We start from the raw sequence: 20,970 nt of genomic DNA on the forward strand, positions 1-20,970 counted from the left end.
AAGGGCCCGTTCCACAGATCGAACTTCAAGGCTCGAACTTACTCGACGATGGACGCCACGATGCCGGCGCCGACGGTGCGGCCGCCCTCGCGGATGGCGAAGCGCAGCTTCTCTTCCATCGCGATCGGAACGATCAGCTTGACGTCCATCGTCACGTTGTCGCCCGGCATCACCATCTCGGTGCCCTCGGGAAGCGTGACCACGCCCGTCACGTCCGTCGTGCGGAAGTAGAACTGCGGACGGTAGTTCGTGAAGAACGGCGTATGACGGCCACCCTCTTCCTTCGTCAGGATGTAGGCTTCCGCCATGAAGCGCGTGTGCGGCTTCACCGAACCCGGCTTGCACAGAACCTGACCGCGCTCCACGCCTTCACGGTCCACGCCGCGAACGAGAGCCCCGATGTTGTCGCCCGCCTGGCCCTGGTCCAGAAGCTTGCGGAACATCTCGACGCCCGTCACCGTCGTCTTCTTGTTGTCGCGGATGCCGACGATCTCGACTTCCTCGCCCACCTTCACGATGCCGCGCTCCACACGGCCCGTCACCACCGTGCCGCGGCCCGAGATCGAGAACACGTCCTCGATCGGCATCAGGAACGGCTGGTCGATCGGACGCTCCGGCGTCGGGATGTAGGCGTCCACTTCCTTCATCAGCTGACGCACCGCGTCCTCGCCGATCGTCTTGTCCGAATCCTCGAGCGCGGCCAGCGCCGAACCCTTGACGATCGGAATGTCGTCGCCCGGGAAGTCGTAGGAGGACAGAAGCTCGCGAACCTCGAGCTCGACGAGCTCCAGAAGCTCGGCGTCGTCGACCTGGTCCACCTTGTTCAGGAACACCACGATCGCGGGAACGCCGACCTGACGGGCCAGAAGGATGTGCTCGCGCGTCTGCGGCATCGGGCCGTCGGCCGCCGAACAAACGAGAATCGCCCCGTCCATCTGCGCTGCGCCCGTGATCATGTTCTTCACGTAGTCGGCGTGCCCGGGGCAGTCGACGTGGGCGTAGTGACGCGCTTCCGTCTCGTACTCCACATGCGCCGTCGAGATCGTGATGCCGCGCGCCTTCTCCTCCGGCGCCGCGTCGATCTGGTCGTACGCACGGAACTCGCCGAAGTACTTCGTGATCGCCGCCGTCAGCGACGTCTTCCCGTGATCAACGTGACCAATCGTCCCGATGTTCACATGCGGCTTCGTACGCTCGAATTTCGATTTCGCCATGATCTCTACCTTGCGCCTTGCTAGGACTGGGCCGCGACATAACGAGTGAGGACCGGAAACACAAGTCGCCGAGGCGACTTGAGGCAAAACCTCTTGCAAAGACCGCCGTTCGGAGTGGCACCTTCTCTGGCGCCGAGCGTTCACAGAGCAACCGAAACGGAGAAAAGCGATGTCGAACGTCCCCGTCACCGATCAAACGAACGGCATGCCCGACAACGAGGCCGAGGAACTCGCCGCCAAGCACGGAATCTCCGTAGAGGACGCCAAGCGCATCATCGAGGAGCGAGGGCACGACAGAGCATCCAAGGACGGAGCGGCGGAAGAGATCAAATCGGCAAACGGCTGACGCACGGAGATCCGTTTCCCGCCTTGCCAGCAACCGACCGGCGCGGTATGAAATCCGCGTCGGTCAACGTTTCCTTGTTGTGCCTGGCATGCGGACGTAGCTCAGTGGTAGAGCTCTTGCCTTCCAAGCAGGATGTCGTGGGTTCGAATCCCATCGTCCGCTCCATTCCCGATTTTCCATGCATCGCCGATCTTACGCCGTGTCAGGCCTATCACGCGTCGATGCGCCATGGTTGCACTTCGCGGCAAAGCCGGTAGTTGATGGACGGCTTACGGTTCGAATCGGACTTGTGGCCACGACGCACCGCAGCACCGGACCCCACCGTTCATGAACGAAGACGAACGTCAGCGCGTCGACCACGAACTCAGTCAGCAGTCCGGGACCAGTTCCGATCCGTTCGCATCCGCCGTCCGCGCGACAAGGATGCCGATGATCGTGACGAACCCGCGCGTCGCCGACAACCCGATCGTCTTCTGCAACGACGCGTTCCTCCGTTTGACCGGATATGCGCGCGAGGAGATCATCGGGCGCAATTGCCGCTTCCTGCAGGGTCCGGCGACACGTGTCGAGGACATCGCGAAGGTCAGCAAGGCCGTTCGCGACCGGGAATCCATCGAGATCGACCTTCTGAACTATCGCAAGGACGGCTCGACCTTCTGGAACGCCCTCCTCGTTTCACCCGTGTTCGAAGACGGCGAGCTCACCTACTTCTTCGCGTCGCAGTTCGACGTCACCGATCGCAAGCGCGCCGAAGAGCATCGCTTCCTCCTGAACCGGGAGCTCGATCACCGCGTCAAGAACACGCTGGCCACGGTCCAGAGCGTCGTTCTCCAAACCCTGCGCGACACCAGCGTGCCCGAGTCGGTGGCAGCGGCAGTGTCGGGTCGCCTTCAGGCGCTCGCGCGAAGCCACGACGTTCTCACCAACGAGGCTTGGGCGAGCGCGCTCCTGATCGACGTGGTGAAGGGAGCTCTTGAGCCGGTCCACGAGCGCATCGGGAACCGCCTGACGGTGGCAGGACCTGAAGTGCGCCTCAAACCGCGCGTGGCGACCATGCTCTCACTGGCGCTGCACGAACTCGCCGACAACGCCTTGCGATATGGCAGTTTCTCGAACCGCACCGGCACCGTTGCCATCCGTTGGTCCATGGAGGACGGAGCCTTTCGGTTCGAATGGAAGGAAAATGGCGGCCCCCCCATCCAGGAGCCCATCCGGAAGGGTTACGGTAGCCGCATCGTGGAGCGTGTGCTGGCTGCGGAATTCGCCGGCATTGCGGAACTGGACTACCGTCCCGAGGGCCTGATCTTCACTTTGCGCTCGTCGGCCGACAAGCTCGCCACGGAGGCAACGGCCTGGACCTTCCCCTGACCGCGACTCCTGCGTCAGCCCAACGCATCCCGCACGATGCGCGAGAAGACCCCGGCACCGGTAGGGATCAGTTCCTCGGGAAACTCGTAGGCTGGGTCATGCAACGCAGGCCGGTCGACGCCAGCGCCCAGGAACATCATCGCCGAGGGTCCGAGGTCGCCGAACAGGCCGAAGTCCTCCGAAGCGTGGATCGGCTCGCCCGGCCCCTGTGCCATTCCGATCGATGACATCGCCGAGCGGAACGCACCGACGCAGTCTCCGTGGTTGAGACAGTGCCGGAATATGTCCTCGTAAGACCAGGAAGCCGCCAAGTTTTCCGCCGAGGCTCTTTCCTGCACCATGCGTTCGGCCTGTTGGCAGAGATCGTCCATGCCCGCGTCGAGCATGGTTCGCAGCGTCACCAGAAGTTCGGCTTCCCCCGGCGAAACGCCGAAGGTCGGCTCGCCGATGCGCACGTGCGTCAGCGTCGCGAAGCGATAGGTCTCGTCGAGCGGACCGCGCCTCCCGAGGCTCGGCAAGGCCTGCATGAGGTCGATCGCTGCGGCGACCGGCGAACGCCCCGTCCAGGGCGTCGAGGCATGTGCCGTCGATCCGCCTAGGCGAATCCTGAGCCCGCGCGAGGCGCAGTTCACGGCGCCGGCCCGGATGGCGCCAAACCCCAAGGGGAGTCCCGGCATGTTGTGAAGGGCGAACGACCTGTCCGGCCGTAGCGGCTGAAACTTCGGATCCGCGATGACGCGAGCCGCGCCCTCCCCGGTTTCTTCTGCCGGTTGGAAGAGCAGAACCACGCGTCCACGCGCCGGACGATGATCCTTGAGATGCAGCGCGACCAGACACAGGATCGCGGCATGGCCATCGTGGCCGCAGAGATGGGCCTTGCCCGAGCGATGCGAGCGATAGGGAAGCGAGGAAGCCTCCTCGATCGGAAGAGCATCGAGTTCGGCACGCAGAAGAAGGGTTGGGCCCGGATCCAGGCCCGCGAAGACAGATGCGACGCCGTGACCACCCAACCCTTCGACGATTTGATCCGGCGACGCCATCGCAAGGAAGTCGCAGATGGTTCGCGCGGTCTCCCTCTCTTCCCCGGATAGGTCCGGACGTTGGTGAAGGGTACGGCGAAGCCGGACCGCCGCTTCGATGTCGTCGTTCCCGAACTCCATAAGGTCGCTTTCCCGATTGCTTTCGACCAAGGTGCGAGTACTCCTCATGCCGAATCCGCGCGATCGATCCCGGACGAAATGTCCGTCCGGCTCGAAGGTGACAAAGCGACATCGTTCTGCCAAGTATCGAGCGAATGCGCGGGTTCAGGCTCTTTGCTGGTGATGTCTGGTCTGGAGGAGTTCTTACCCTCCTGACGATCGGTTTCGTCGTCGCGCAACTCGCCCTCGCCGGCTGGACATGCGGATCGCATGCGGCAGAATCCAGCGGATCTGGCACCGTGATCTGCCACGGCGCCGGCGGCACATCGATCGGATCGGCCTTGATCGGCGGCAAAGACTCGCCCTCCGAACAACGCGAGTTGTCTTGTATCGCGCATTGCACCGCGACGATTGGGTCGGTCGGTCAGATCGATTTCCTGGAAGGCGGCGCAGCCTACGATGCGTCGGGCGCCGTCAGCCTGCTTTATTCCGGTCTAGAAGCGATCCCCGTTCCGCTGCTGGATGCGGGCACCATCCCATTCCCCACAGGTCCGCCCATTCGCTCCGCCTGACACCGATCCCCATCGTTGTTTCGGAGCTTCCTCATGTCGTTTGTCGTCCCGGCACCAGCCTATGGCTGCGTGCCAAATCGCCTTTCACCCACAGCCGGTCGAATGTCGTTGAGGGTACCGCATCATGCGTGACCCGACCCCGCATCGCTCAGGGCCGTCGATCGCAGCTTCCGCGCGACCCAACGGTTCGATCCGCGCCTTCGTGGCTCGCCTACATTTCTATGCCGGCCTCTTCGTCGGCCCCTTCATCCTTATCGCCGCGCTCACCGGGACGCTCTACGTCGTTACGCCCCAGATCGAGGCTTCCCTTTATCGCGAGGTGCTTCACACCAACTCGCAGGGCAACCCCGCTTCCCTCGCGGCGCAAGTGGAAGCCGCCCAACTCCATATGGCGACGGCCGAAAGCCCCCGCGCCGTTCGTCCGGCTCCCCATCCAGGCGACGTCAGCCGCATCATGTTCGCGGCGCCAGATCTTGGTCCGTCCGAGTACAGAACGGTGTTCGTAGATCCCTTCACCTTGCGCATTACCGGCGATCTCGTGACCTACGGCACGAGCGGAATCTTGCCGTTCCGCACCACCCTCGACTACCTCCATCGCAGCTTGATGCTTGGAGAACTCGGCCGCGCCTACAGCGAGTTGGCAGCGTCTTGGCTTTGGATCCTGGCTCTCGGTGGGCTCTGCCTCTTCCTTTGGAGGAACACGGGGCGAATGCGCAGTCGCAAGCCGGACCATGCGGCGATACGCCTAAGACATCGGCACGGCCTTACCGGGGTCGTCCTCCTGGTTGGCCTTGTCTTTATCTCCGCGACCGGCCTGACATGGTCGGAATGGGCCGGCGCGCGCATCTCCGACGCCCGCAGTGCCTTTGGGTGGGTGACGCCGCCTCTGAACCTGAGCCTGGGTTCAGCACCCCCCATCGCCGAGCACGACGGGCATGCCCATCACGATGGGCATGGCTCCGCTATGACAGCGATGCCGACCATGGCCGACCCCGCCCGGAGTATCGACGACGTATTGAGGGCGGCCAGAGCGGCAGGGATCGACTCGCCGATGGTGGAAATCGGCTTCCCCACGGAGACCCAAGCGTGGGCCGTTCGAGAATATGATCGCTCGTGGCCGACCCAGGTGGATGCCGTCGCCGTTCATCCGGAAACGCTGGACATCATGTCCCGTAGTGACTTCGCTACTTTTCCTTGGGTCGCCAAGCTGATCCGTTGGGGCATCGACGCCCATATGGGGGTTTTGTTCGGCCCCGTGAACCAGTTCATTCTCGCGGGGTTCGGCATCGCATTGTGCATCACCGTGATCTACGGCTACCGAATCTGGTGGAACCAGCGCCCGCCCGCGGATGCTTTTCCACGAACCCTGATGCTCGTCTGGCTGCAACTCTCGCCGGTCGCCAAGGCGGTTTGCCTGGCCTCGGGAGCGTTTCTAGGTTGGTGTCTTCCCATGCTTGGCATCAGTCTCGCCGTATTCGTCGCGATCGACGGACTGCGCTGGTATGGCGCCAGGAAAGGGCAGAACTTTGCGGACGCCTGATCGATCTTCCAAGCATTTCAACGACAGACTTGGCAGAAGCTTGCCGCTCGTTCCTGAAAAGGCTCTTCGCATGTTCGACACGCTTGAGCGCCCAGGCGCAACCCCGCTAAGGCCCTCGTCGCGCCGTCGGGCTATGGGATTCATCACGGCGCTGACCGTTGCGCTTTCCGGCAGCGTTTCGACGACTTCCGCTGCAAGCGCACACGATTACCACGTTGGATCCCTTCATATCGAACACCCGTGGACGCGGGCAACGCCCCCTGGTGCCAAGGTTGGAACCGGATATCTCGTCATTCAGAACGTGGGACGAGAGCCCGATCGGCTGGTTCAAATGTCCACGCCCGTCGCGAAAACCGCTGACGTGCATCGCATGGAAATGACGGACGGTGTCATGACGATGCGAGCGCTGCCCGACGGGGTATCGATCCCGGCCGGCGGCAGCGCCGTTCTGGAACCCGGCGGTCTGCATCTGATGCTGGGTGGGTTGCAAGCGCCGCTTCGAGCCGGCGAGTCCGTTCCCCTGACGCTCAGCTTCGAGAAGGCCGGAACTGTGGATGTCGTCCTTAAGGTCGAGGCGAAGGGAGCAGGCAAGGCTGGGATGCCGGGCCACGGAGATCACGGCAGTCAATAGCCGCCAACCCCGGACGCTTCCCTGTTTGAGCGAAGCGAATAGCCTAACATACGTGCCCGCAGAGCAGTGCGTGATGCGGGCATGGAAAAGGCGGCCCGCGATATCAGCGCGAGCCGCCTGAAACCGACGAGACCGGTTACTTGCCGGTGTTGATCGCGTCCTTCAGGCCTTTGCCCGGCGTGAACTTCGCCACGTTGCGGGCCGGAATATCGACCTCGGCGCCGGTGGACGGGTTGCGGCCCTTGGAGGCGGCGCGGTGCGAAACGCCGAAGGTTCCGAAGCCAACGAGGCGAACGTCGTCACCCTTGGCGAGCGCTTCCTGCAGGACGTCGAACACTGCGTCGACCGCGCCCGTGGCCTCCTGCTTGGAAAGCTTGGACTTGTCCGCGACGGCAGCCACCAGTTCGTTCTTGTTCATGCACAATCTCCAGCGTTGAAATCAGTCGAACCGACTCGGTGCGACACGATGGGCAAAAGAAGACGTCCCATCAAGGCCGAGATGGGGCCAAAGCCCAGGAAACAAGGCTTCCAAACGAAAAATGCCGCCCGAAGGCGGCATTTCCCAGATTTCCGAAGGGGAAATCAGTGCGCCACGGCGCTGTGCGGTTCATCTCGCGAATCAGCCAGATGCGCGGCTGCCTCCTCTTCCGACCACTCGATCGGAGCGGGAACGCGAACGAGGGCGTGCTGCAGGACTTCGCCCATGCGCGACACGGGGACGATCTCGAGCCCGTTCTTCACGTTGTCCGGGATGTCGGCCAGATCCTTAGCGTTCTCTGCCGGGATCAGCACCTTGGTCATCCCGCCGCGAAGAGCCGCCAGCAGCTTTTCCTTCAAGCCCCCGATCGGCAGAACCCGACCGCGCAACGTCACCTCGCCCGTCATCGCGATGTCGCGGCGAACCGGAATCCCCGTCATCACCGAGATGATGGCGGTCGCCATGCCGATACCCGCCGACGGCCCATCCTTCGGGGTCGCCCCTTCCGGCACGTGGACGTGGATGTCCCGCTTGTCGAAAAGCGGCGGCTTGATGCCGTATTCGATCGCCCGGCTGCGAACGTAGGATGCGGCGGCCGAAATCGACTCCTTCATCACGTCCTTCAGATTGCCGGTGACCGTCATCTTGCCCTTGCCGGGCATCATGACGCCTTCGATCGTCAGCAACTCACCGCCGACCTCGGTCCAGGCCAGGCCCGTCACCACGCCGACCTGATCCTCGGCTTCCGCCTCGCCGTAGCGATAACGGGGCACGCCGAGATAGTCGGCAAGGTTCGCGGCCGTGACCGCAACCGACGTCACCTCACCCTTGAGGATGCTCGTCACCGCCTTGCGCGCCAGCTTGGAAAGCTCGCGCTCGTAGGAGCGAACGCCAGCCTCGCGAGTATAGCGGCGGGCGATCTCGCGCAGCGCGTCCTCGGCAACCGAGAACTCCTCCGGCCGAAGCGCATGATCCTTGATCGCCTTCGGCAGAAGATGCCGCTTGGCGATCTCGACCTTCTCGTCCTCGGTGTAGCCCGCGATCCGGATCAACTCCATGCGGTCCATCAAGGGACCCGGGATGTTGAGCGTGTTCGCCGTCGTCACGAACATCGTCGACGACAGGTCGTACTCCACCTCCAGGTAGTGATCCATGAAGGTCGAGTTCTGCTCGGGATCGAGCACTTCGAGAAGCGCCGACGACGGATCGCCGCGGAAGTCCTGGCCCATCTTGTCGATCTCGTCGAGCAGGAAGAGCGGGTTGTTTCGCTTCGCCTTCTTGAGCGACTGGATGACCTTGCCGGGCATGGAGCCGATATAGGTCCGGCGATGGCCGCGGATTTCCGCCTCGTCGCGAACGCCGCCCAGCGCCATGCGCACATACTCACGGCCCGTGGCACGCGCGATCGACTTGGCGAGCGAGGTCTTACCCACGCCCGGAGGGCCGACGAGGCAGAGGATCGGACCCTTGAGCTTCGCCTGACGGCTCTGCACCGCCAGATACTCGACGATCCGTTCCTTGACCTTATCGAGGCCGTAGTGCTCCTCCTCGAGGATCTCCTCGGCCTTCTTCAGGTCGATGCGAACCTTCGAAGCCTTGCCCCACGGCAGGCCGAGCAGCCAGTCGAGGTAGTTGCGCACCACGGTGGCTTCCGCCGACATCGGGCTCATCTGCCGCAGCTTCTTCAGCTCGGCCGAGGCCTTTTCCTTGCCTTCCTTGGAAAGCTTGGTCTTCTTGATGCGCTCCTCGATCTCCGCAAGCTCGTCACGGCCTTCCTCGCCGTCGCCGAGCTCCTTCTGGATCGCCTTCATCTGCTCGTTCAAATAGTACTCGCGCTGCGTCTTCTCCATCTGACGCTTGACGCGCGAGCGGATGCGCTTCTCCACCTGAAGAACGGAAATTTCCGATTCCATGAAGCCGAGCGCCCGCTCCAGCCGCTGCTGGACGCTGATGATGCCGAGCATCTCCTGCTTCTCGGGGATCTTGATCGCGAGATGCGAGGCGACGGTATCGGCGAGCTTCGAGAAATCGTCGATCTGCCCTGCAGCACCAACGACTTCCGGCGAGATCTTCTTGTTGAGCTTGACGTAGTTCTCGAACTCCGCGATCACCGACCGCGCGAGAGCCTCGACCTCGACCGGATCTTCCTCGATCTCGGGCACGATCTCGGCCAGCGCTTCGTGCCAGTCGGTCCGCTCGGTAAAGTGGGTGATGCGCGCGCGCGAAACGCCTTCGACCAGCACCTTCACGGTGCCGTCAGGCAGCTTCAAAAGCTGCAGGACGTTGGCGAGCGTGCCGAGGTCGTAGATCGCGTCGGGAGACGGATCCTCGTCGCCGGCGTTCTTTTGCGTCGCGAGCAGGATCTGCTTGTCGGCGCCCATCACCTCTTCGAGCGCGCGGATCGACTTCTCGCGGCCGACGAAGAGCGGGACGATCATATGCGGGAAGACGACGATGTCGCGCAGCGGCAGTACGGGATACTGCAGCGCCTCGCCGGAAACCTCAGTGGCGGATGTCGGGTCTGACATGCTTGTCCTTTCTGCGGCCGGGGCCGCTGGTGGCCCCTTCGATCCGACCCGTTCGGCATCGGAATGAAGAGCCATTTCGCAAGTGCAATGTGGTTGCGATAAGAGGGGGAATCAACCCGAAGGCCGTCATCCCAACGTCATGGATTGTGGACACTTCGGTCACGGTTCGAGAACCGGAAAGCAAAGAGCCCGCCCCGGTGGACCGGAGCGGGCTCGAACCTGGATCAGCGGATGGAGCGGAGCTGGTCAGGCACTGACCGTTTCCTTCTCGTCCTTGCGGTCCGAGTAGATGTAGAGAGGCCGGGCGTTGCCGTCGATTACCTCTTCGGAGATCACGACTTCCCGCACGCCTTCCAGCGTCGGCAGGTCGAACATCGTGTCGAGCAGCATGCTTTCCATGATGGAGCGAAGGCCCCGCGCACCAGTCTTGCGCTCGATCGCCTTGCGGGCGATGGCCTTCAACGCGTCCTCGTGGAAAGACAGCTCGACGTTCTCCATCTCGAACAGGCGCTGATACTGCTTCACCAGCGCGTTCTTCGGCTCAACGAGGATCTGCACCAGAGCCGTCTCGTCAAGGTCCTCCAGCGTCGCCAGGACCGGCAGACGGCCGACGAACTCGGGGATCAGGCCGAACTTGAGAAGATCCTCGGGCTCGACCTGACGGAACAGCTCGCCCGTGCGGCGATCCTCCGGCGACGACACATTGGCCGCGAAGCCGATCGAGGTCTTGCGGCCGCGATCCGAGATGATGCGGTCGAGGCCGGCGAACGCACCGCCGCAGATGAAGAGGATGTTGGCCGTGTCCACCTGCAGGAACTCCTGCTGCGGATGCTTCCGGCCCCCCTGGGGCGGGACGGAGGCAACGGTGCCTTCCATGATCTTCAGAAGTGCCTGCTGGACGCCCTCGCCCGACACGTCGCGCGTGATGGACGGGTTGTCCGACTTGCGGCTGATCTTGTCGATCTCGTCGATATAGACGATGCCGCGCTGCGCGCGCTCGACATTGTAGTCGGCCGACTGGAGCAGCTTCAGGATGATGTTCTCGACATCCTCGCCGACATAGCCGGCCTCGGTCAGCGTGGTCGCGTCCGACATGGTGAAGGGCACGTCGAGAATGCGCGCCAGCGTCTGCGCGAGCAGCGTCTTGCCGCAGCCGGTCGGGCCGATCAGCAGGATGTTGGACTTCGCAAGCTCGACGTCGTTGCTCTTGGCCGCATGCGCCAACCGCTTGTAGTGGTTGTGCACCGCGACGGAGAGCACCTTCTTGGCGAAGCCCTGCCCGATGACGTAGTCGTCGAGGACGGCGATGATCTCCTGCGGAGTCGGCACGCCCTCGCGCGACTTCACCATGGAGGATTTGTTCTCCTCCCGGATGATGTCCATGCACAGTTCGACGCACTCGTCGCAGATGAAGACCGTCGGCCCGGCGATCAGCTTGCGGACTTCGTGTTGGCTCTTTCCGCAGAAAGAGCAATAGAGCGTGTTCTTGCTGTCGCCGCCGCTCACTTTGCTCATCGTTCTTCCTTCCGTTCCGCACCTCGGACTTCGGAGGTCCGGAGATAGGTCGAGTGACCTTTAACTCATCCTATGCTGCAACGCGCACAAAGCAACCGCCGGCCCGCCGACGCGGATTCGGTCGAGGCCGAACCCGCATCTCGATCAATCTAGCGGGCGTATCCTTGATCGACGCTTAATGCGGCCACCGGCCGCACGGTAGAAAGCGCTCGTGGCGACATCAAGGACGGGAGTTCGGATCAGGATCCGACCGTTGCTTCCAGCGCCTCGCGGGACGAGTAGACCTTATCGATCAGACCGAAATCCTTCGCCTCGTCCGCCGTCATGAAGTGGTCACGATCGAGCGTGCGTTCAATGGTCTCGTAGTCCTGGCCGGTATGCTGGACGTAGACCTCGTTGAGGCGGCGCTTCAGCTTGATGATGTCCTGCGCGTGGCGCTCGATGTCGGACGCCTGACCGGAGAAACCGCCCGAGGGCTGGTGCACCATGATGCGCGCGTTGGGCGTTGCGAAGCGCATGTCCTTGTGACCGGCGCAAAGCAGCAGCGAGCCCATGGAAGCGGCCTGCCCGATGCAGAGCGTCGAGACGGCCGGCTTGATGAACTGCATCGTGTCGTAGATGGCCATACCGCTCGTCACCACGCCGCCCGGCGAATTGATGTAGAGCGAAATCTCCTTCTTCGGATTTTCGGCTTCCAGGAACAGGAGCTGAGCGCAGACCAGCGTCGACATGCCGTCCTCGATCGGTCCGGTGATGAAGATCACGCGTTCTTTCAGAAGACGGGAGAAGATGTCGTAGGCTCGTTCGCCACGATTCGTCTGCTCGACGACCATCGGAACGAGGTTCATCGCGGTCTCGAGTGGGTGCTTCATGGTCGTCTCTCGTTCGTGGGAAGAGGCCGTCGATCCGGCCGGTCGAATCGGATGGGGTGTTTCGACGACCTAGATAGGGTGCCGAAGGCGACCAGCGCAAGAAGCCCGAGATCGGCGCACCGGTGCCGCCCGATCATCGGGAGTCCTCGTCCCCATCATCGTCGGGTTTTGGGTCTGGTGGGATCAGGCTGCCGTCCGGGTTGCGCGAGACGGTCTTCGGAAACTTGGGGCGAACGCCAGGCTTTGCCTCCGCGCCCGGATGATGCGCGATGTCGCCGGATAGGAAGGCCGTGCGGGCGAAGGGGCTCTCGATGTCGCGCTCGCTCAGAAGCGCCTTCACGACCTCCTTGTAGATCCGCCCGATCGCCCATTGCTTGCCCGGCAGGGTTCGTATCCGACCTCGCACCGTCACGGCATTGTCGACGAGCGTTTCCACGCCCAGCATCTCGAAGTCGGCGATGATATTGATCCCCTCGGGGCTTTCGCGAACGCGATCGAACGCCCTCGCCATGACGTCCTTCACCTCGCCGACGTCCTCGCCATAAGCGACCGACACGTCGGCGACGAAGTTGGAGAAGTCCTTTGTCATGTTGGCGACCTGATCGACCGACGAAAACGGGATCAGGTAGTAGGTCCCGTCGAGCGAACGCAGGCTGACGGAGCGGATCGTCAGCTTCTCCACCACGCCCGACACCGCGCCGAGTTGGACCACGTCCCCCTCGTTCAAGGCGTTCTCGATCTGGATGAAGGCGCCGGTAATGATGTCCTGCACGAGCTTCTGCGCACCGAAGCCGATCGCCAGACCGACGACGCCGGCGCCCGCGAGAAGCGGTGCGATGTTGATACCGATCTGCGACAGCACCAGCATGAACACGACCACCGCCAAGGCCACGGTGATCGCGTTTCGGAACAGCGAGAGAAGCGTGCGCTCTCGCGCCGTCGGCACAGTTCCGAAATTCGGGTTCAACCGATATTCCACCCACGACGAGATCAGCAGATAGACGCAGAATCCGATCGTCAGGATGACCAGCGCGCCGACGAGCCCGCGCGCGATGCGCTGCCCGAACTCGCCCTGCAGGAAGGCGTCGAACTCGACCACCGACCATGCGTCGAGGATCACCCCGAAAACGACCGCGATGACGATGACGCGCACCACGAGGAGGAGCTTCGGGATGAATGAATTCACCCGGCGCTCCAGAAGCGGAAATCGATCCTTGGTGGTCGCTGGTATCCTGAACCCGCGAATGATGAACTTGGTCAGGATCGAGACGATCAGTCCGCCGACTGCCATCGCGGCGATCGATGCCAGACTGGCGCCGAGCATGAACTGGAAGCCGTTGCGCGGGCTGGAAATCCAAAGGGCGAACAGCGCGCTGACGAAGGATGCGGCAAGCAGCCACCAGACATGCCCGAGCGCATTGTAGAAGCGGGCTTGGAAGTTTCGAGCCCCTTCGCGGTGCGCGCGCTGGAGGCGTCTGGCGACCCGCTCGCGGTTGGCCAGAATCAGGAACAGCATGATCAGGAAGGCGGCGAACACGACGAGGAAGCGCACGGCATTGCCTGCCGCGATGCTCGAGTTCGCCTGAACGATCGGCGCGACGAACAGGAAGGTGTAGCCGAGCAACGAGACCACGAAGGCCAGTCGGCGGTACCAGTATCGCGCCTGACCGTCGCTGAAGGGCGTCAGCCTCAGGGCGGGCTGGGCGGGCGACACGAAGCCGGTGAGCCCCGCCTTGACGAGTTCGGTCAGCACGAAAGCGTTCAGGAACAAGGCCTCGTCGAGGTCCGGCGGGCCTCCGGACTGGACGACTGAGGCCAGATGCCCGGCGGCGGCGGCCAGAAGAACCGCCAGAGCATCCGCCAGCACTGAAAGCGCCGCCAGCGCCACCCGAAGCACCGGCGCCTTCGCACTCGCGCGAGCCCCCAGCCAATGGGAGGCGCGACGGCGAATGAGTGAAAACACGGCAAAGGCTGCGAGCGTCGTCAGGGCGACGGTGGAAACAGGCAGGACCGCGGCCCAGACACGCGGAAGGTTGATCGTCTTCGCACCGGCTAGGAAGCGGCCCGCCTGCGTCAGCAGCGCACCGAACTCGGTCATACCCTCCTGTGCCGTCTTAATGCTGGACCGCGTATAGCTCGCAAGATAGGCCGGGACGGATTCCCCCAGCGTCTCCTCGGTCGCCGAAACCGCTCCATTCGCCGCCGGCGTCCCGCTTTGGTAGGCGGAAGCCTTCAAGGACTCGATCAGACGGTTTCGCGTCGCCTCCGTTTCCAGGATGCGGATCAGGTCATCGAGCGATGCGCGCTCTGCTGCGCTCGTCGCCTCCGCAGGCGCCGTCGAGTTCGTGGAGCTTACGGCGGGGTTCAACACCGACGGAACCTGCGCGAAGCCGATCGCAGGCCAGATCATGAGGGTCAGCAGGGCAAGGCAGGAAAGCGCGAATGCGCGAATGCCGGTTTGTCGGATCATCGAGGTCCGGTCCGTCACGAGCGTGGAGGATTTGGACTGGCTCTGGATGCCGGCCCCATGGGTCCGGGCCGAACTAGTGAGGGCTTGCGACCATCCTGTGACATTCCCCCGCATTCGTGTTCGCGCGCAAAAGAAAAGGCCGCCCCCGGATGGGAGCGGCCTCTTGATCGAACGATCGGATGGCTGGTCAAGCTGCCGAGGACATTTCTTCCTCGTCGTCCTTCAGAAGCTCTTCCTTGGAAACCGTCTTGTCGGTCACGTCCACGGTGGCGAGCAGGTGGTCGACGACCTTTTCCTCGTAGATCGGCGCGCGCAGACCCTGGATGGCCTCCGGCGTCTTGCGGAAATAATCGTAGACCTGCTGTTCCTGGCCCGGATACTGGCGCACCTGCTCGATGACAGCGCGCTGCAGCTCCTCGTCGGAAACCGTGACGCCAGCCTTCTCGCCGATTTCGGACAGGACGAGCCCGAGGCGCACGCGGCGCTCGGCCAGCTTGCGATATTCCTCGCGAGCCTTCTCCTCGGTCGTGTCCTCGTCCTCGAAGGACTTGCCGCTCTGCTCGAGCTCCTTCGACACCTGATTCCAGATGTTGTTGAACTCGGCTTCCACGAGCTTCTCGGGCAGCTCGAACGAATAATCGCCGTCGAGCTGGTCGAGGAGCTGGCGCTTCACCTTCTGACGCGTGGCCTGCCCGAACTGCGACTCGATCTGGCCGCGAACGATCTCGCGAAGACGGTCGATCGACTCGAGGCCGAGCTTCTTGGCGAGCTCGTCGTTGAGCTCCATCTCGTCCGGCTTGGCGACCGCCTTCACCGTCACGTCGAACACGGCATCCTTGCCGGCGAGGTGGGCCGCGCCGTAATCTTCCGGGAACTTGACCTCGACCTGCTTCTCGTCGCCGGCCTTCACGCCGACGAGCTGGTCCTCGAAGCCGGGAATGAACTGGCCGGAGCCGAGCACGAGGTTGGAATCCTCGGCCGAACCGCCCTGGAACGCCTCGCCGTCCACCTTGCCGACGAAGTCCATGGTCACCCGGTCGCCGGTCTCGGCCGCACCGTCCTTGGGCTCGAAGGTGCGCGCGCTCTCGGCGATGCGCTTGACCTGATCCTCGACCTCGTCCTCGGCGATCTCGACCACCGGACGCTCGATCTTGATGGCGTCGGTACCCTTCAGCTCGAAGCTCGGCAGGGTCTCGTAGGACAAGGTGAAGCGGAAATCGCCCTCGCCGCGAAGCACCTTCTCGGCTTCGCCCTCGTCCTCGGTCATCTGGATTTCCGGCTGCATCGCGGAGCGCTCGTTGCGTTCGGCGATCACGGTGCGCGGGGTCTCGTTCAGGATCTGATTGACGATCTCCGCCATCACCGAACGGCCATACGACTTGCGCATGTGGCTCATCGGCACCTTGCCGGGGCGGAAGCCCTTGAGCTGGACCTGGTCCTTGATCTCGAAGAGGCGGGTCTGCAGCCGCGCTTCAAGATCGGACGCCGGCACGACGATCTCGATCTCGCGCTTCAGGCCTTCGGCCTTGGTTTCCCTAACCTGCATCGTCAACCCTTTATGGTCTGGACCGGCGGCTGGATGACCGTCGCCGCCCCCGTTTTGAATCTGTTTCCGCTGATCTGGTGCGGGTGGAGGGACTCGAACCCCCACGCTGTTAGGCGCTAGAACCTAAATCTAGTGCGTCTACCAATTTCGCCACACCCGCTCCGAACCCGTGCCACGTCAGCCGGCGCGGCGCGCCTCTATATCATCGGCCTCGGCAGGGTCAAAGGCGAAAACGCCGATATCGCCACAGAAAGGCCGTCGCGCCGGTCATCCGAGGGTGAGGTGTTCCGTGCCGGGACGCCCGGTGATATGGAACCGCCATGACACACGAACCCATTCACATCGTCGGCGGCGGCCTCGCCGGATCCGAAGCCGCATGGCAGATCGCCGAAGCGGGAATCCCCGTCATCCTGCACGAGATGCGGGGAACGCGCGGCACCGACGCCCACAAGACGGATGCGCTGGCCGAGCTCGTATGCTCGAACTCCTTCCGCTCCGACGACGCGCAAACCAACGCGGTCGGCGTTCTCCATGCGGAGATGCGCCTCGCCGGATCGCTCGTCATGCGATGCGCCGATGCCAATCAAGTGCCGGCCGGCGGCGCCCTGGCGGTGGATCGCGACGGTTTCGCCGACGCGGTGACCGCCGCCCTCGCCGCGCATCCGCGGGTTTCGATCCGGCGCGAGGCGATCGACGAGCTTCCGCCCGCCGAATGGGGGCCAAGCATCATCGCGACCGGCCCGCTGACCGCGACGAGCCTCGCCGAAGCCATCCGCGCCGAGACAGGTGCGGAATCGCTGGCCTTCTTCGACGCGATCGCGCCGATCGTCCATTTCGATTCGATCGACATGGACAAGGCGTGGTTCCAGTCGCGATACGACAAGATAGGCCCCGGCGGCACGGGCAAGGACTACGTCAACTGCCCGATGGACCGCGATCAGTACGCCGCCTTCATCGCGGCGCTGACGGACGGCGAGAAGACCGAGTTCCGGGAATGGGAAGGCACACCCTATTTCGACGGCTGCCTGCCGATCGAGGTGATGGCCGAGCGCGGGCCCGAAACCCTGCGACACGGCCCGATGAAGCCGATGGGCCTTACCAACGCCCACAATCCGACCGTGAAAGCCTATGCGGTGGTGCAGCTGCGCCAGGACAACGCGCTGGGCACGCTCTACAATATGGTCGGCTTCCAGACGAAGCTGAAATACGCCGAGCAGGTACGCATCTTCCGCACCATTCCGGGATTGGAGAACGCCGAGTTCGCGCGTCTCGGCGGATTGCATCGCAACACCTACCTCGACTCGCCGACGCTGCTCGACCGCACCCTCGCCCTGCGCAGCCGCCCGTCGCTGCGCTTCGCCGGGCAGATCACGGGCTGCGAGGGCTACGTCGAGTCCGCCTCGGTCGGTCTCATGGTCGGTCGCTTCGCCGCGCGTGAAGCGCTCGGTCTCGAAATCTCGCCGCCGCCGGCGACGACGGCGATGGGCGCCCTCCTCGGGCATATCACCGGCGGTCACATCACGACGGAGGAAGAAAGCGGCAAGCGGTCGTTCCAGCCGATGAACGTCAATTTCGGCCTCTTCCCCCCGGTCGAGGTACCGAGGGAGGAAGGCAAGCGGTTGCGCGGCAAGGAGAAGACGATCGCGAAGAAGAAGGCTCTGGCGAATCGGGCCTTGCGCGACTTCGCCGAATGGCTCGGCGATCAAGCCGGCGGACGGAAGATCGCCGCCGAGTGAGGACGGGGCTGCGTCAGCGCGCAGCCCATTCCCCGTCGCGGAGGGCGATGCTGGCTTTGAGATAGGTGACCGTGTCGCCGGCCCCGAGCGTCGCGACTTCGATACGTAGCCGAACGGTCCTACCACCCGCCGACCGCAGATCGCGGGAGAACGGTGGTGCCGTGCCGGACGTCGTCGATGGCCTCCCGGCCATGACGGAACCCAAGTCGATTTCGTCGGACGTTCCGCCGTAGCGCAACGTCATCCGGCCGTTCCGAAGCCACGCGGTATCCGCAGGTGGGTCGATGGTGTCATCGGGAACTGAATACATATCCACGCCGGGAATCACCCGGTCGAACCCGCTAGTATCGATGGCCCCTCGCGCCTCGAAACCAAGATCGACGGGGCGGTCGGCTCGGGGAGTGGCTCCGCCCTGGTCGCGAGCGCGTTCCAACGATGCAAGGCGCTCCGTTCCCGTCGAGCCGGCAAATGCTCCGAGCGCCGCCTCCAGCCGACTGGTGCGACCGACTTCCGAAAGCGCGTCCATGCGCGAGCGGAGCCGCGACAGTTCATTCCAGGACAGCGCGCGAACCGCATCCTCGCCCTGGCGCAGCGCGTCCCCGAACTGGCGTTCGATCAAACCAGTCTGGCTACGCTCGACCATCGCACCGGCGCCCCAGGGGCCGAACGTCGAAAGAACAAGAAAGGTGGGGGGCAGGGCGGCGACGAACCGAATGTCGGCGCGCATCCGCCGCAGCGCCTGCATCCCAGCCGCCGCCACCACACCCAAACCGAATAGGGCTGCGTAGTAGCGGGCAACCGTCCAGCCCTCGTCGTCGATACGAAGCCGGAGCGCGTAGGCGAACAAGGCGGTTGGAACCACGAGGAGGATCGGCCACCATCGCAGGAAGAGGCGGCCCGGCAGCTGCGCCTTGTGCTGATAGGGCTCCAAGGCGAGCCGCAGCGCCAGGACCAGCGCGGCATAGGTCACAAAGAGCCAGCCGATCTCGCCGCTCGGCACGTCGCCCGTCGCGAGGATCCGTGCCGCATAGAGATGGATCACGATCGCGGTGGCCCATACCAGCGGCGCCATGACCCATTCGAACAGCGGGCGAACCGCCTGGGCCAGACGCTCGGTGGCAACGTCTTCCCGTGTCGTGTCGCTGGGATGAGGAATGCGCCCCAGCGCGAAGAGCGGGCCGACGAACCCAAGACCCGTCGCGAACAGATGCCCATAGGCCTGGGCTCGGATCCCGATACCGAAGAGGTAGCGGATCATCTCGAGAATGGCGGTGCAGCCGAGCAGGAAGATGAGCACCGACACCCAGGCCAGCGCGACGCCGAGCCAAGTCCAAAGCGCGAAATCCCAGAACTCGCGCGAGCTTCCCCGTCCGATGAACGGCGCCAAGGGAACGATCGAGATCGCAGCGAGCAGCAGCGCGGGGCCATAAAGCCATAGCGGCTCGACGAAGCAGATCGGCAGGAAGGCAACCAGGAAACCGAACGCGCCGGCCAGTCGTGCGACCGTCAGCCTCGCGCCTCGCCCTTCGGCGAAAAGCGTGAAGGCGACCGATGCCGCCGCCCCGGCGACCAGCGCGAGAAGCCATCTGTTCTGGCTTTCGGAATAGTCCTCCCGCGCGACGATCGAGTTTGCGAGAAACCCGATCGCCGCCATGCAAAGCGCAGCAACGGGAAAACGGAACGATGCGCTTGCCCCGCGAACCAGGAGGGATCGCCACAGCCGAGCGACGCGTTGCAGCGGGGAAGGCTTCGTCGGACGCCGCTCGGCTGCCGTCATCGCCGCATGTCCCGCCAATAGGACCAGAGACGACGCAGCGGCGTCCACACGGTCTCTTGCGACGCCGTCAGTTGCCGCGCGCGGTAGAGCGCGGGAAGGAATGCCGGGCGCAGCGACGCCGGCAGCGCCGCGAAACCGCTTTCGGCCTTGCGCAGATGCTCGTTGGCATACGCCGTGAAGGCCTGCACGGCAGCCTCAGCCGAGGCCCCGCCGCCAAGCCAGATCTCCGGCGCCGTTCCGGTCGCCGCCAGAATATCCGAGGGCACGTAGACCTGATGGCGGGCGCGGTGTCGGTCGGCGTTGCGGATCGCCGATGCCGCGGTTTCCGCAACGCCCGCATGTCCGGCGGCATGCGCGGCTTGCGGGGCTGCCGCACGATCGAGGATCATCGCCGCCAGCATGACGATCGTCGAAGCGGTCTCGCCGGCATATGCCTCGAAGGCAGCGCGCTCGCCCATCGGGTCGGAATAAAGGTCGAAGACGCGGGCTTCCAGATAGCGGTCCAGCGCATCGAACGGCAGTTCGTAACGCCGCACCGTATCGATCAGGGCGACGGCGACAAGCGATCCCTGCCCCGCCACGTCCGGCTCGGCATCATCGGCCTGTAGCCGGTCACGCCACCACTGAAGGCGGATCTCCCCCGGCAGCGGCTGGCTGACCTGATCGGGGACACGGGCCGTTTCCAGCGCGAAGGCATAGAGTGCCCAAAGCGCGTTGCGATGCTGCTCCGGTGCGAAGCCGATCGAGACCGCCCGATCGGAACTTCCCTCCTGAACGATACGGGCGCATTCGGCATAGGCGGTCGAATGAGGCGAGGCGTTCGTCGCGTCCCGCATCAATCGATCGCGACGAAGGCCGCGGCCACCGGCCGACCTTCGGAAAGCATGATGTTGTAGGTCCGCACCGCCGCGCCGGTCGACATCGGATCGCAGGAAATTCCCCGCTCGCGCAGGCGAGCCAGAAGCGCTGCCGGCGGACGGCGGATGTCCCGTCCCGTTCCGAACAGGAGGAAGCGGATATCGTCCGCCTCGTCGAAAACCTTCAGAAGACGATCGCCGGAAAACGGCTGCTCCTCCGTGCCTGTCCAACCGTAGATGCCGGACGGCAGACACAGGATCGAGCCGCGATGCGACATGTCGGCGAAGCGGAAGCCGCCGTTGCCATAGGCGTCTATGGGCGCGCGTCGCGGATAATGCGCATCGCGAATTTCGGGCGCGCGCCCTCCCGCGTCGCTCACC

The 20,970-nt window shown here is 64.0% G+C and carries 17 protein-coding genes and 2 tRNA genes; 7 read left to right on the plus strand and 12 right to left on the minus strand.

All coding sequences use genetic code 11. The features are described 5' to 3' along the window. Nucleotides 1-38: 38 nt before the first annotated feature. Nucleotides 39-1,214, minus strand: a complete 1,176-nt coding sequence (gene tuf, locus H7A85_RS03990; protein ID WP_182084601.1) for an elongation factor Tu — start codon at nt 1,212-1,214, stop codon at nt 39-41. 169 nt (nt 1,215-1,383) lie between these two features. On the opposite strand from tuf, the gene H7A85_RS03995 reads away from it, so the two are divergent. The 3 genes from H7A85_RS03995 (at nt 1,384) to H7A85_RS04005 (ending at nt 2,928) form a co-directional block, all read left to right on the plus strand. Further along, complete coding sequence (locus H7A85_RS03995; RefSeq protein ID WP_182085102.1) at nt 1,384-1,560, plus strand: DUF3606 domain-containing protein; 177 nt, start codon at nt 1,384-1,386, stop codon at nt 1,558-1,560. A gap of 90 nt (nt 1,561-1,650) precedes the next feature. Next, a tRNA-Gly gene (locus H7A85_RS04000) sits at nt 1,651-1,725 on the plus strand. Nucleotides 1,726-1,887: 162 nt separating this feature from the next. After that, entirely contained in the window at nt 1,888-2,928 is a 1,041-nt protein-coding gene (locus H7A85_RS04005) for an HWE histidine kinase domain-containing protein (protein ID WP_182084613.1), read from the plus strand. A gap of 14 nt (nt 2,929-2,942) precedes the next feature. Here H7A85_RS04005 and H7A85_RS04010 read toward each other — a convergent pair whose 3' ends face one another. Further along, nucleotides 2,943-4,088, minus strand: coding sequence for an amidohydrolase (locus tag H7A85_RS04010; protein ID WP_182084614.1), 1,146 nt, complete (start codon nt 4,086-4,088; stop codon nt 2,943-2,945). A 134-nt stretch (nt 4,089-4,222) separates the two neighbouring features. On the opposite strand from H7A85_RS04010, the gene H7A85_RS04015 reads away from it, so the two are divergent. The 3 genes from H7A85_RS04015 to H7A85_RS04025 all read left to right on the plus strand — a co-directional run bounded on the left by H7A85_RS04015 (nt 4,223) and on the right by H7A85_RS04025 (nt 6,810). Then, nucleotides 4,223-4,639, plus strand: coding sequence for a hypothetical protein (locus tag H7A85_RS04015; RefSeq protein ID WP_182084615.1), 417 nt, complete (start codon nt 4,223-4,225; stop codon nt 4,637-4,639). A gap of 124 nt (nt 4,640-4,763) precedes the next feature. Beyond that, nucleotides 4,764-6,179 carry a PepSY-associated TM helix domain-containing protein gene (locus H7A85_RS04020; protein ID WP_182084616.1) on the plus strand — a complete coding sequence of 472 codons (1,416 nt, stop codon included), beginning with the start codon at nt 4,764-4,766 and terminating at the stop codon, nt 6,177-6,179. A gap of 70 nt (nt 6,180-6,249) precedes the next feature. Further along, the gene (locus tag H7A85_RS04025; RefSeq protein WP_244630923.1) at nt 6,250-6,810 is read left to right on the plus strand and encodes a copper chaperone PCu(A)C; all 561 of its coding nucleotides are present in this window, start codon (nt 6,250-6,252) and stop codon (nt 6,808-6,810) included. Nucleotides 6,811-6,946: 136 nt separating this feature from the next. Here the strand turns inward: H7A85_RS04025 and H7A85_RS04030 are convergent, their stop codons facing one another. The 7 genes from H7A85_RS04030 to H7A85_RS04060 form a co-directional block, all read right to left on the minus strand. After that, the gene (locus H7A85_RS04030) at nt 6,947-7,228 is read right to left on the minus strand and encodes an HU family DNA-binding protein (RefSeq protein ID WP_182084617.1); all 282 of its coding nucleotides are present in this window, start codon (nt 7,226-7,228) and stop codon (nt 6,947-6,949) included. Between the two features lie 164 nt (nt 7,229-7,392). After that, nucleotides 7,393-9,816, minus strand: coding sequence for an endopeptidase La (gene lon, locus H7A85_RS04035; protein WP_182084618.1), 2,424 nt, complete (start codon nt 9,814-9,816; stop codon nt 7,393-7,395). Nucleotides 9,817-10,062: 246 nt separating this feature from the next. Beyond that, nucleotides 10,063-11,331, minus strand: a complete 1,269-nt coding sequence (gene clpX / locus H7A85_RS04040; RefSeq protein WP_182084619.1) for an ATP-dependent Clp protease ATP-binding subunit ClpX — start codon at nt 11,329-11,331, stop codon at nt 10,063-10,065. Between the two features lie 239 nt (nt 11,332-11,570). Then, a complete protein-coding gene (locus H7A85_RS04045; protein WP_182084620.1) occupies nt 11,571-12,203 on the minus strand; it encodes an ATP-dependent Clp protease proteolytic subunit in 633 nt (210 codons plus the stop codon). A gap of 133 nt (nt 12,204-12,336) precedes the next feature. Continuing rightward, nucleotides 12,337-14,673, minus strand: a complete 2,337-nt coding sequence (locus tag H7A85_RS04050) for a mechanosensitive ion channel domain-containing protein (RefSeq protein ID WP_182084621.1) — start codon at nt 14,671-14,673, stop codon at nt 12,337-12,339. Between the two features lie 187 nt (nt 14,674-14,860). Beyond that, nucleotides 14,861-16,219, minus strand: coding sequence for a trigger factor (gene tig / locus H7A85_RS04055; RefSeq protein WP_182084622.1), 1,359 nt, complete (start codon nt 16,217-16,219; stop codon nt 14,861-14,863). Nucleotides 16,220-16,294: 75 nt separating this feature from the next. Next, a tRNA-Leu gene (locus tag H7A85_RS04060) sits at nt 16,295-16,379 on the minus strand. A 160-nt stretch (nt 16,380-16,539) separates the two neighbouring features. On the opposite strand from H7A85_RS04060, the gene trmFO reads away from it, so the two are divergent. Further along, nucleotides 16,540-17,955, plus strand: coding sequence for a methylenetetrahydrofolate--tRNA-(uracil(54)-C(5))-methyltransferase (FADH(2)-oxidizing) TrmFO (gene trmFO / locus H7A85_RS04065; RefSeq protein WP_182084623.1), 1,416 nt, complete (start codon nt 16,540-16,542; stop codon nt 17,953-17,955). A gap of 13 nt (nt 17,956-17,968) precedes the next feature. On the opposite strand, the gene H7A85_RS04070 is transcribed toward trmFO, so the two are convergent. The 3 genes from H7A85_RS04070 to H7A85_RS04080 are packed head-to-tail and all read right to left on the minus strand — an operon-like array spanning nt 17,969 to nt 20,969. Further along, the gene (locus H7A85_RS04070; RefSeq protein ID WP_182084624.1) at nt 17,969-19,732 is read right to left on the minus strand and encodes a DUF4153 domain-containing protein; all 1,764 of its coding nucleotides are present in this window, start codon (nt 19,730-19,732) and stop codon (nt 17,969-17,971) included. Beyond that, nucleotides 19,729-20,568 carry a phytoene/squalene synthase family protein gene (locus H7A85_RS04075; RefSeq protein WP_182084625.1) on the minus strand — a complete coding sequence of 280 codons (840 nt, stop codon included), beginning with the start codon at nt 20,566-20,568 and terminating at the stop codon, nt 19,729-19,731. The genes H7A85_RS04070 and H7A85_RS04075 overlap by 4 nt, the downstream gene beginning before the upstream one ends. After that, nucleotides 20,568-20,969, minus strand: coding sequence for an Mth938-like domain-containing protein (locus H7A85_RS04080; RefSeq protein WP_182084626.1), 402 nt, complete (start codon nt 20,967-20,969; stop codon nt 20,568-20,570). The genes H7A85_RS04075 and H7A85_RS04080 overlap by 1 nt, the downstream gene beginning before the upstream one ends. Nucleotide 20,970: the final 1 nt, after the last annotated feature.

The organism is Aureimonas sp. ME7, from assembly GCF_903970965.1.
Lineage (GTDB): Bacteria > Pseudomonadota > Alphaproteobacteria > Rhizobiales > Rhizobiaceae > Aureimonas.

Coding starts and splice junctions, on each gene's coding strand:
- tuf (WP_182084601.1), bottom strand. CDS start 1,214: ATGGCGAAATCGAAATTCGAGCGTACGAAGCCGCATGTGAACATCGGG.
- H7A85_RS03995 (WP_182085102.1), top strand. CDS start 1,384: ATGTCGAACGTCCCCGTCACCGATCAAACGAACGGCATGCCCGACAAC.
- H7A85_RS04005 (WP_182084613.1), top strand. CDS start 1,888: ATGAACGAAGACGAACGTCAGCGCGTCGACCACGAACTCAGTCAGCAG.
- H7A85_RS04010 (WP_182084614.1), bottom strand. CDS start 4,088: ATGGAGTTCGGGAACGACGACATCGAAGCGGCGGTCCGGCTTCGCCGT.
- H7A85_RS04015 (WP_182084615.1), top strand. CDS start 4,223: ATGCGCGGGTTCAGGCTCTTTGCTGGTGATGTCTGGTCTGGAGGAGTT.
- H7A85_RS04020 (WP_182084616.1), top strand. CDS start 4,764: ATGCGTGACCCGACCCCGCATCGCTCAGGGCCGTCGATCGCAGCTTCC.
- H7A85_RS04025 (WP_244630923.1), top strand. CDS start 6,250: ATGTTCGACACGCTTGAGCGCCCAGGCGCAACCCCGCTAAGGCCCTCG.
- H7A85_RS04030 (WP_182084617.1), bottom strand. CDS start 7,228: ATGAACAAGAACGAACTGGTGGCTGCCGTCGCGGACAAGTCCAAGCTT.
- lon (WP_182084618.1), bottom strand. CDS start 9,816: ATGTCAGACCCGACATCCGCCACTGAGGTTTCCGGCGAGGCGCTGCAG.
- clpX (WP_182084619.1), bottom strand. CDS start 11,331: ATGAGCAAAGTGAGCGGCGGCGACAGCAAGAACACGCTCTATTGCTCT.
- H7A85_RS04045 (WP_182084620.1), bottom strand. CDS start 12,203: ATGAAGCACCCACTCGAGACCGCGATGAACCTCGTTCCGATGGTCGTC.
- H7A85_RS04050 (WP_182084621.1), bottom strand. CDS start 14,673: ATGATCCGACAAACCGGCATTCGCGCATTCGCGCTTTCCTGCCTTGCC.
- tig (WP_182084622.1), bottom strand. CDS start 16,219: ATGCAGGTTAGGGAAACCAAGGCCGAAGGCCTGAAGCGCGAGATCGAG.
- trmFO (WP_182084623.1), top strand. CDS start 16,540: ATGACACACGAACCCATTCACATCGTCGGCGGCGGCCTCGCCGGATCC.
- H7A85_RS04070 (WP_182084624.1), bottom strand. CDS start 19,732: ATGACGGCAGCCGAGCGGCGTCCGACGAAGCCTTCCCCGCTGCAACGC.
- H7A85_RS04075 (WP_182084625.1), bottom strand. CDS start 20,568: ATGCGGGACGCGACGAACGCCTCGCCTCATTCGACCGCCTATGCCGAA.